Annotated in this window: 12 protein-coding genes; 3 read left to right on the forward strand and 9 right to left on the reverse strand. The window is 72.7% G+C overall.

Going from position 1 to position 9,188, the window contains the following annotated elements:
- Nucleotides 1-87: 87 nt before the first annotated feature.
- Nucleotides 88-675, reverse strand: a complete 588-nt coding sequence (locus tag EAD96_RS29645; protein ID WP_121686553.1) for an FABP family protein — start codon at nt 673-675, stop codon at nt 88-90.
- A gap of 55 nt (nt 676-730) precedes the next feature.
- Entirely contained in the window at nt 731-835 is a 105-nt protein-coding gene (mtfM, locus tag EAD96_RS31850) for a small membrane protein MtfM (RefSeq protein WP_013288813.1), read from the reverse strand.
- 23 nt (nt 836-858) lie between these two features.
- On the opposite strand from mtfM, the gene EAD96_RS29650 reads away from it, so the two are divergent.
- The 3 genes from EAD96_RS29650 to EAD96_RS29660 all read left to right on the forward strand — a co-directional run bounded on the left by EAD96_RS29650 (nt 859) and on the right by EAD96_RS29660 (nt 3,759).
- Nucleotides 859-1,221, forward strand: coding sequence for a DsrE family protein (locus EAD96_RS29650; protein WP_121686554.1), 363 nt, complete (start codon nt 859-861; stop codon nt 1,219-1,221).
- Nucleotides 1,222-1,294: 73 nt separating this feature from the next.
- Entirely contained in the window at nt 1,295-1,684 is a 390-nt protein-coding gene (locus EAD96_RS29655) for an SCP2 sterol-binding domain-containing protein (protein WP_121686555.1), read from the forward strand.
- Entirely contained in the window at nt 1,681-3,759 is a 2,079-nt protein-coding gene (locus tag EAD96_RS29660; protein ID WP_121686556.1) for a glycogen debranching N-terminal domain-containing protein, read from the forward strand. The genes EAD96_RS29655 and EAD96_RS29660 overlap by 4 nt, the downstream gene beginning before the upstream one ends.
- A 2-nt stretch (nt 3,760-3,761) precedes the next feature.
- Here EAD96_RS29660 and EAD96_RS29665 read toward each other — a convergent pair whose 3' ends face one another.
- From EAD96_RS29665 to EAD96_RS29690, 7 genes are all read right to left on the reverse strand, one after another.
- Complete coding sequence (locus tag EAD96_RS29665; protein WP_121686557.1) at nt 3,762-4,613, reverse strand: hypothetical protein; 852 nt, start codon at nt 4,611-4,613, stop codon at nt 3,762-3,764.
- A 55-nt stretch (nt 4,614-4,668) separates the two neighbouring features.
- Nucleotides 4,669-5,721: a hypothetical protein gene (locus EAD96_RS29670; RefSeq protein ID WP_121686558.1), complete on the reverse strand. Its 1,053-nt coding sequence runs from the start codon at nt 5,719-5,721 to the stop codon at nt 4,669-4,671.
- Between the two features lie 130 nt (nt 5,722-5,851).
- Nucleotides 5,852-6,190 (reverse strand): DUF1416 domain-containing protein, encoded by a 339-nt coding sequence (locus tag EAD96_RS29675; RefSeq protein ID WP_013288819.1) that lies wholly within the window; start codon nt 6,188-6,190, stop codon nt 5,852-5,854.
- A complete protein-coding gene (locus EAD96_RS29680; RefSeq protein ID WP_120572916.1) occupies nt 6,190-7,038 on the reverse strand; it encodes a sulfurtransferase in 849 nt (282 codons plus the stop codon). Before EAD96_RS29680 ends, EAD96_RS29675 begins: the two co-directional genes overlap by 1 nt.
- 205 nt (nt 7,039-7,243) lie before the next feature.
- Complete coding sequence (locus tag EAD96_RS31940; RefSeq protein ID WP_368666050.1) at nt 7,244-7,321, reverse strand: Ms5788A family Cys-rich leader peptide; 78 nt, start codon at nt 7,319-7,321, stop codon at nt 7,244-7,246.
- Between the two features lie 71 nt (nt 7,322-7,392).
- Nucleotides 7,393-8,175 carry a DUF2993 domain-containing protein gene (locus EAD96_RS29685; protein ID WP_091425430.1) on the reverse strand — a complete coding sequence of 261 codons (783 nt, stop codon included), beginning with the start codon at nt 8,173-8,175 and terminating at the stop codon, nt 7,393-7,395.
- Between the two features lie 79 nt (nt 8,176-8,254).
- On the reverse strand, nt 8,255-9,188 hold a 934-nt coding region (locus EAD96_RS29690; RefSeq protein WP_233586227.1), incomplete at its 5' end, for a hypothetical protein.

Here is a 9,188-nt window from a genome sequence, read left to right on the forward strand (position 1 = left end):
CCCCCACCCCGTTGATCATGAAGTTGGCGGCGTCGGGTGACCGATTTGTCGCCGCCAACTTCATGATCGATGAGGCAAAAAGGGGGGTCAGCCGGCTACGCGGGTGAGGCGGGCGGAGAGGTGCGGGCTCAGGGGCTGGCCCACGGCGGCCATCTCCTGGGCGTACAGCAGGGCGCCCTCGACGATGCCGAACAGCCGGGCGCCGGCGGTGACCTCCTTCGCCGTCGCGGTACGCACGACCGCGTCGGTGGCGAACTCGATCTGGGTGCCCTTGCGCTTGCCGATGTGCAGCTCCATCACGCCGGTCGGCGTGGTCATCAGCGCCTCCAGCTCGTCGGTCACCCGCTCACCGTCGAGCACCGGACGCCACCAGCCCACCTCACGGCCGGCGGGGCGGACCGGGCGGCTCTGCTCGTCCAGGATCCAGGCCCGCGACTCGTAGAACAGGAACGGCCGGCCGTCGTGGCTGATCCGGATCTCCTGCGCGTAGTCGAAGTCCTCGATCGTCGGGAACCCACCCCGGCCCCGGCCACGCCACACCCCGACGTACGGCAGCAGGCCGTCCAGGCTCGGGTGCAGCTTCGGGCCGACGCGCAGGTCGTGGCTCTCCTCGTACGGGTACGGGTCGACCGGCGGCGCGTTCAACCACGGCGGCTGAAGCGGATTCTCACTCACAGATTCACCTTCGTTCGCGACTGCGGGGCTCGCAAAACCGGCTCACTCCTCGCGCTCACCATTTACCTCTAGCGATTCGCACTGCGACATAGACCAGGCCACCGGCGAGCGCGCCCAAGCCGGCGACCAGCAGGCTGACGAACCCGATCTCGGTAACCATCCGGGCCATCCTATGCTGGCGTCATGGCGCGCACTCTCGTCGTCAAGGCCACCGCCGGCGCGGACTCCCCGGAACGCTGCGCCCAGGCGTTCACAGTCGCCTCCACCGCGGCCGCGGCCGGGGTGGACGTCTCGCTCTGGCTCACCGGCGAGTCCACCTGGTTCGCGCTCCCCGGACGGGCGGAGACGTTCGAGCTGCCGCACTCCGCGCCGCTCGGCGAACTGCTGCACGTGGTCCTGACCACGGGCCGGGTGACCGCCTGCACCCAGTGCGCGGCCCGGCGGGACATCGGCCCGGACGACGTCATCCCGGGCGTACGCATCGCGGGTGCCGCGGTGTTCGTCGAGGAAGCGATGGCCGAGGGCGCGCAGGCGCTGGTCTACTGAGCAACCCGCACGGGCTGTCCACTCTGCCCGGTGCGCCGATCCTGGCCCGACATGTCCGGATTGCGCCTACCATGTGAACGTGAGTGAGGCCATCCGACAGTTCTTCGCGTCGCTGCCGGCGCGCGCCGCGTCAGTGCTGAACAGCCCGATCGGCGGCACGCTCCAGATCGACCTGGCCGACGGCAACCGCACCGAACACTGGTATGTGACGCTGGCCCCCGGATCGGCCCAGGTGACCCAGGAGGAGCAGCGGCAGGCCGACGGCGTGCTCACGCTCTCCAGCGAACTGTTCGAGAAACTGGTCACCGGCCGGGAGGCCGGCATGGCCGCGGTGCTGCGCAACGAGGCCACGTTCAGCGGGCACGTCGTGCTGTTCCTGGCGTTCCGCCGGTTCCTGCCGGCCCGGCCCGACGTACGGGATCCGCGGGACGCCGCCCGCGAACACGTCCGGCGGCTGGCGTGAAGGACCGGGTCAGCATCCTCGACGGCAACACGTTCCTGGTCAGCGACGATCGCGGCAACATCCAGCCGTCGTACGACTTCCCCACCGGGCTGTTCTCCTTCGACACCCGGTTCCTGTCCACCTGGATCCTCACCCTCGACGGGGAACCCCTGCACGCGCTCTCCATCGACGACTCGCTGTCGTACAAGACGCGGTTCTTCCTGGTCCCCGGCGAGCCGACGCACTACCTGGACGCGAAGGTCTCGGTCATCCGCAGCCGCGCGATCGGCGGCAGCCTGGACGAGGAACTGACCCTGCTCAACCACTCCGAGCAGGAGACGGAGTTCCGGCTCCGGCTGGAGATCGGGTCCGACTTCGCCGACCTCCTGGAGATCAAGAACCAGCGCGACAAGAAGGGACACACGCTGCCCACGGTGGAGACGAACGCGCTGCGGCTGACCTACCGCCGGCAGGCGTTCCACCGCGAGACGCTGGTGACCAGCAGCGCGCCGGCCGAGGTCGACGAGAGCGGGATGACGTTCCGGGCCCGGGTCGGCCCGCACGGCGAGTGGACCAACCGGCTGCACGTCGACACGGTCATCTACGGCGCCCGGGGCGAGGACATCCGGGCCATCCTGCCGCTGGGCGGCCAGCGCACGGCGGCCGACATCGAGGCGGAGCAGAGCGAGCTGATCAGCCGCGCGCCGAAGCTGGGCTGCGACTGCGAGCCGCTGGCCGGGGCGTACCGGCGCAGCCTCAACGACCTGGCCGCCCTCCGGTACGAGTCGATCACGCTCGGCGTCCGGCTGCTCGCCGCCGGCCTGCCCTGGTTCATGACACTGTTCGGCCGGGACAGCATCTTCACCTCGCTCCAGGTGCTGCCGTTCCTGCCCGAGCTGGTCAAGCCCACTATCGTCATGCTCGCCGGCCTCCAGGGCAGCCGGGTCGACGACTTCCGGGACGAGGAACCCGGGAAGATCCTGCACGAGCTGCGCTACGGCGAGAGCGCCGGGTTCGAGGAGCAGCCGCACTCGCCGTACTACGGCGCGGCCGACACCACACCGCTGTTCGTGATCCTGCTCGACGAGTACGAGAGGTGGACCGGTGACGCCGACCTGGTCCGCAAGCTGGAACACGAGACCCGGGCAGCGCTGACCTGGCTGGACACGTACGGCGACCTGCTCGGCACCGGTTACGTCTGGTACATGTCCCGCAACCCGGAGACCGGGCTGCCCAACCAGTGCTGGAAGGACTCGCCGGACGCCATCTCCTACGCCGACGGGCGACTGCCCGAGTTCCCCCGGGCCACCTGCGAACTCCAGGGGTACGCGTACGACGCGAAGCTGCGCGGCGCCCGCCTGGCCCGCACCTACTGGAACGACCCGACGTACGCCGACCGGCTGGAACACGAGGCGGCGGCGCTGAAGGAGCGGTTCAACCGCGACTTCTGGATCCCGGACCGGGAGTACTACGCGCTGGCGCTCGACCCGAGGGGCCGCCAGGTGGACGCGCTCACCTCCAACATCGGCCACCTGCTGTGGAGCGGCATCGTCGACGAGTCCCGGGCCCCCGCCGTCGCCGCCCACCTGCTCGGCCCGCGCCTGTTCTCCGGCTGGGGCGTGCGGACGCTCGCCGACGACCAGGGCCGGTACAACCCGGTCGGCTACCACGTCGGCACGGTGTGGCCGTTCGACAACTCGATCATCGCCTGGGGCCTGTGGCGGTACGGCTTCCGGCAGGAGGCCGGCCGGATCTGCGACGCCCTGCTCAGCGCGTCGCACTACTTCGACGGTCGGCTGCCCGAGGTGTTCGCCGGCTACGAACGCGCCCTCACCGACTACCCGGTGGAGTACCCCACCGCGTGCAGCCCGCAGGCGTGGTCCGCCGGCACACCGCTGCTGCTGCTACGGGTGATCCTGGGCCTGGAACCGCAGGGCGATCACCTGATCATCGACCCGGCCGTGCCGCCCGGGATGGGCCGGGTGGAACTGCTCGACATCCCGGGCCGCTGGGGCCGGGTGGACGCGCTGGGCCGCAGCCGGGGGCCGCACGATGAACAGCCGGCGCCACCGGCGCTCACCCTGCCCGCCGGCTGACGTCAAGCAGGGCAGGGCTTGGTCACCGCGACCCGGACCCGCTCCCCGGCCCGCTGCGCCAGCACCGCCGGGTCGCCCGGGCGCGCGTACGCGTCTGCCGAGTCCACCACCGGCGCGGCGCCGCCGCCGAACGCGGCGGCCAGCGACTGATCGGCCGGCGCGGCCGCCTCGGACCGGGCGGTGCGGGCGGTCCCGCCGCCCGGGCAGGGCGCGGCGAGCACCTGGACCGGCCCGGTGGCCCCGCCCCACCGGCCCAGCGCCGACGCCAGCACCGCCGACTCGGCGGCGGCGTCGGCGGACGGTGCCCGGTAGCCGGAACCCGTCGGGCGGCAGCCGGTGGCCGCGGTGAGCAGCACCCGGCCCGGGCCACCGGAGCGGCCCTCGACCGTGACGAACTCGCCCGCGTCGGCGCGCAGCAGCGGCTCGCCGTCGAGCGTCGACACACCGGCCCGCCAGCCCGACGGCAGCCGGTCGGCGATGCCGCGCAGCACCTCGCGTACGTCGCCGCCGCCGATCGCCACCTCGACGCCGCGTTCCAGCGTGGCGCCGTCGTCCATCGGCGTGATCCGGCAGCCGCGCTCCAGCCGGTCGGGCAGGAGCGCCGGTACGCCCGCGGTGCCGACCGCGGCGGTCAACGCACCGATCGCCCGGTCCACCACCGGGGCGGCCTGGTCCAGCGACCGCTGCTCCTTGACCGTCGGCGCATCAGTGCGCACCGACCACCAGGTCAGACCCGCGAGCAGCACGGCCCACGCGACGGTGGCGACCGTCAGCCAGCGCAGCCGGCGTCGGCCGCCGGGGCCGGGCCGGCCGGGCGGGGTGGGCGGGGCGTAACCCGTCTCGACGGCAGTCACCCCGCCATGGTGTCACGCGTCGGCGAGCTGCCCGGCCGCGCCTCGGCACCCTCGCTCAGACCGGCACCGACCGGCGGGACAGCAGCCACAGCAGGTAGAAGGGACGCTGCCGCAGCTCGCCGCGACGGTCGGCGTACTGGTCGGCGGCGAGCACGGCGGAGAAGAAGCCGCCCGCGCCCAGCATGCCGAGCACCGGCGCCAGATGCGTGCCCTCGACCGCCACCAGGGTCGCCGCGACCGTCGCCACCGCCGCGCCGGCGGCCTGTACGCCCGAGCGCCGGGACACCCGGGCGACCTCGGCCCGGGCCGCCCGTACCCCCTCCTGGATCTCCGCGTCGAGCTTCGCGAGCTGCACGAGCGCCCGGTCCGGATCGGTGTCGACCTCCAGCATCCGGCCCCGCAGGTACGCCTGGGTCGCGGCGAGCGCGTCACCCTCCTGGGTCAGGATGGCGCAGTAGTCCCGCAGCGAGGTTCCCTCCAGCATCGGCAGGTCGAGCTGGAGCAGCGGGGTGACCAGCCGCGCCTTCACCGGATCCCCGCTCGGCACGTCGACGACCCGGTGCCCCTTGACGATCAGGTCGAGCGTGCGGTCCGGGTTGTCGCCCAGCTCGATCTGGCCGACGCTGTTGAACGGCGACGAGGTGGACTGGGCGTCCGGCGCGCGCGACTCCAGGTGGCTGCGGCGGAAGGTCTGCGGGAAGTAGACGAGCTGCCCCAGCTCCAGCAGCGGCGCGCAGTCCCGCAGGTACGCGCCGAGGCGGTCCAGGTCGTCGCACTCGGCGAAGAGCTCGTCGATCCGGATGTCCCCGTACCGGCAGTCCCGGCCGCAGCGGTCCGGGTCCTCGCCGCACACCTTGCAGATCTCCCGGTGGGCGAGGTAGCAGTGCTCGCCGCCCGGCTGGGACAGGACCAGCTTGGCCGTGACGAGCGTGGCCCGCTTGGTGAGGAACGACAGGTCGGTGTCGAGGCTGGCGACCGAGACGTCGAACGGGCGCCGCCGGCCGGACGCGTCGGTGCGCCGGAGTTCGCGGGCGACCTCCTCGCCCCGGTTGCCGTCGATGAAGTCGATCAGATAGCGGCGGGCGTGGGCAGCGGCGTCGTCGGGCACCTGATCCCCCTCCGGCGCGTCCGGGACGCACCGCCGTCCAGCCTGCCAGCCACTGCCGAGGCGCACAGTCGCCGGAACGGCTCGTGGCCCGCCACCCGGGTGGGCGGCGGGCCACGATCTCCAGCGTGGGTCAGGCGGCGACCGAGACGGTCACCTCGTTGATCCCGCGGGCCGCGGACACGGCGGTGTCGCCGTTGCCGTGGCGCGACAGCGCGCGCAGCGTCCAGGAGCCCGGCGCGGCGAAGAACCGGAACTGCCCGGCCGCCGAGGTCACCACCTCGGCGGTGAACTCACCGGTCGAGTCGAGCAGGCGCACGTACGCGCCCGGCACGACCTCACCGGACTCGGCCAGCACGCGGCCGGTGATCACGGTCTCCTTCTCCAGGTCCAGGCTCGCCGGGAGGGGGGCGGACTGGTCCGGCGCGGCGCAGCCGGCGGCAGCCGTCGAGGCGGCGGAGGCGGCGGTCATCAGGCCTCCCCCGGCTCGTCGCCGAGCGCCACCGGCACCCCGACGAGCGAGCCGTACTCGGTCCAGGAACCGTCGTAGTTCTTCACGTTGCGGTGCCCGAGCAGCTCCTGGAGCACGAACCAGCTGTGCGAGGAGCGCTCGCCGATCCGGCAGTACGCGATCGTCTCCTTGCTGTCGTCCAGCCCGGCGTCGGCATAGATCTTGCGCAGCTCGTCGTCGGACTTGAACGTGCCGTCCTCGTTGGCCGCCTTCGACCACGGGACGCTGATCGCGGTCGGGATGTGGCCGGCCCGCTGCGCCTGCTCCTGCGGCAGGTGGGCGGGGGCGAGCAGCCGGCCGGCGAACTCGTCGGGGCTGCGCACGTCGACCAGGTTCTTGGTGCCGATGGCGGCGACCACCTCGTCGCGGAACGCGCGGATCGAGGTGTCCGGCTCCTGCGCGACGTACTGCGTCTTCGGCCGCTCCGCCACGTCGGTGACGAGCGGACGGGCGTCCAGCTCCCACTTCTTGCGGCCGCCGTCGAGCAGCTTCACGTCGCCGTGGCCGTAGAGCTTGAAGTACCAGTACGCGTACGCGGCGAACCAGTTGTTGTTGCCGCCGTACAGGATCACGGTGTCGTCGTTGGCGATGCCCCGGTCGGACAGCAGCGCCTCGAACTGGCTCTTGTTCACGAAGTCCCGGCGGACCTGGTCCTGGAGGTCGGTGCGCCAGTCGAGCTTGACGGCGCCGGCGATGTGCCCGGTCTCGTAGGCCGAGGTGTCCTCGTCGACCTCGACGAAGACGACGCCCGGGGCGCCGAGGTTCTTCTCGGCCCACTCGGCCGAGACGAGTGCGGTGTCGCGACTCATCAGATCACTCCCTGGTGAGGATGGTTTGGTGAGTCTGCGCGTGGAAATCGATGCCGATGGTTGTCGCACCACACGCGGACCCTGAGCTAGGAACGGATCACGGGTACGTGCGACGGCGCCGCTGCCGGGCGTTGGGGAGGGGGAACCGGGGAAGGTTCGTGGACCCTGGTGACCGCCGTTCAGGCGGCCGGAGACAGCCCCGCCGTCAGATGACGGGGCAACACAGGCAGGTGGCCACGCGGCACAGGTCGACCGCGCGCCGTTTGGTGAGGTGGGTCCCCATGGGCAGGGAGATTACCAGCCGGGGCGACAGCCGCCACCAGGCCGACCAGCATCCGGGACAGGGACGGGCTTTCAACCGGCGGAGTTGATGGGCACGTTCGCCGCGTCCGCCGTGACCACCAGGCCCTCCGGCTTCGGCTCCACCTTGCGCAGGTTGAGCTGGAACGGCAACTCCGGCAGCGGCACGTCGATCGAGATGCCCTGCGCGTACCGGGTCAGCGCGGCCCGGGCCAGCGGCACGTTCGGCAGGCCGTCGGCGGTGAGGTCGTTGAAGCGCAGCGCCACCTTGTTGCCGGCCACCGTGACGTCGGCGGTGCCGTTGACGGTGAGCTTGATGCCGAGGACGTCCACCGGGGCGGTGACCGCGAGCTTGCCGTTGCGCTCGCCCAGCGTCAGCCCGGGGCGGTCCAGCAGCTTGGCCAGGCTCTCGTAGGTGACGGTGCCCCGCCCGTCCACGCTCTCGGCCACCACGTCGCCCCGGCCCGAGCGCAGCGTGTCCAGCGAGGCGGTCACGTTGCGCGCGTCCACGTCGAGTTTCGGCACCTCGACCGCGTCGCCCTGCACGTCGCCGCGCACGTCGGTGAGCTGGATCGAGATGCGCTCGTACCGGCCGTCGAGCACCTGGGTGAGGAACGGGAAGCCACCCACCTCGACCTGCGGCGCGGCGGACTGCGCGTCCTGCTTGGCGATCTCCTGCCGGACCTGGTCGGCGATGGCGCGCTCGGCCACCCCGGCGGCGACCCGGTCGGCGACGACGAGCAGACCGGCCAGCACCAGCAGCAGGACGATGAAGCCGATCAGCACCTTCCGGCCCCGTCGCCGGGGTCGGCCCTCCGCCGGATACGCCTCTGCCACGCCGCCTCCAGTCCTCGCCGCCGTCACCGCGCCTCGCGGCGCAACCGTACTTACCCGAGGCGAATCCTCCCCAACCGCGTCAGAGGAACAGCACGCACATGGCGTACGCGGCGGGCGCGGCCAGCGCGAACCCGCCCAGCGGCCCCTGCATGTGCCGGGCCACCCACATCGTCGGCGGTTCACCGGCCATCAGCCGGCCCGCCTCGGCGTACCCGACGGCGAGGTCGGCCAGGACGGCGGTGGCCGCGCTGACCACCCCGACCAGGGCGGCGCTGGTCGGGGTGAAACCGACCAGGTAGCTGCCGAGCACGGCGCTGGTGAGCGTGCCGAGCATGGCGCCGGCGACCACGCCCGCCGCGCCGCGCGGCACCTGCGGGGCGAGCCGGGGCCACGGCGCGATCGCGTCGGTGAGCCGGGCGACGAGCAACGCCACCCCGGCGGCGGTGAGGCAGACGGTGATCGCCTGGGTGCCCTTGGGGATCCGGCTGAGCACGACGAGCGTGGCGAAGGCGACCACACCCACCACGATGAGCAGGGTGCCGCCGAGCGAGTCGGTCACCCGGACCCGGTCCACCCGCCGTACGAGCTGTCCCAGCACGGCGAGCAGGAACCCGGCCGCGGCGGCGTAGCCGAGCGGGGCCAGGCCGGCGATGTCCGACTGCACGGCGGCGACGTCGGCGATCACCGCCGTCGCGGCGCTGACGAGCGCGACGACGAGCAGCGCGGGCGGCCGCATGGCCATCGTCCAGGCCAGCACGAACAGCAGTTGTACGCCGAAGATGATCGCGGCGAACGGCAGCCGGTGCCCCGGGCCCGAGGTCTGCGCGCCCAGCACCAGGCCGACGCCGAGCAGCGCCGCGAAGCCGGCGACGGTGAGCGCCAGGGGGCGGCGCACCGGGACCGGCGGCACCTCCTCCTCGGGCTCCTCGTCGGACTCGTCGTCGGGACGCCGGCCGGGGCCGCCCTTGCGCAGCCGGCGCGGGCCCTTGCGTTCCGGCCGGTCGCCCTCGTCG

This window comes from Micromonospora sp. BL1, from assembly GCF_003667485.1.
GTDB classification, from domain to species: Bacteria; Actinomycetota; Actinomycetes; order Mycobacteriales; family Micromonosporaceae; genus Micromonospora; species Micromonospora tulbaghiae.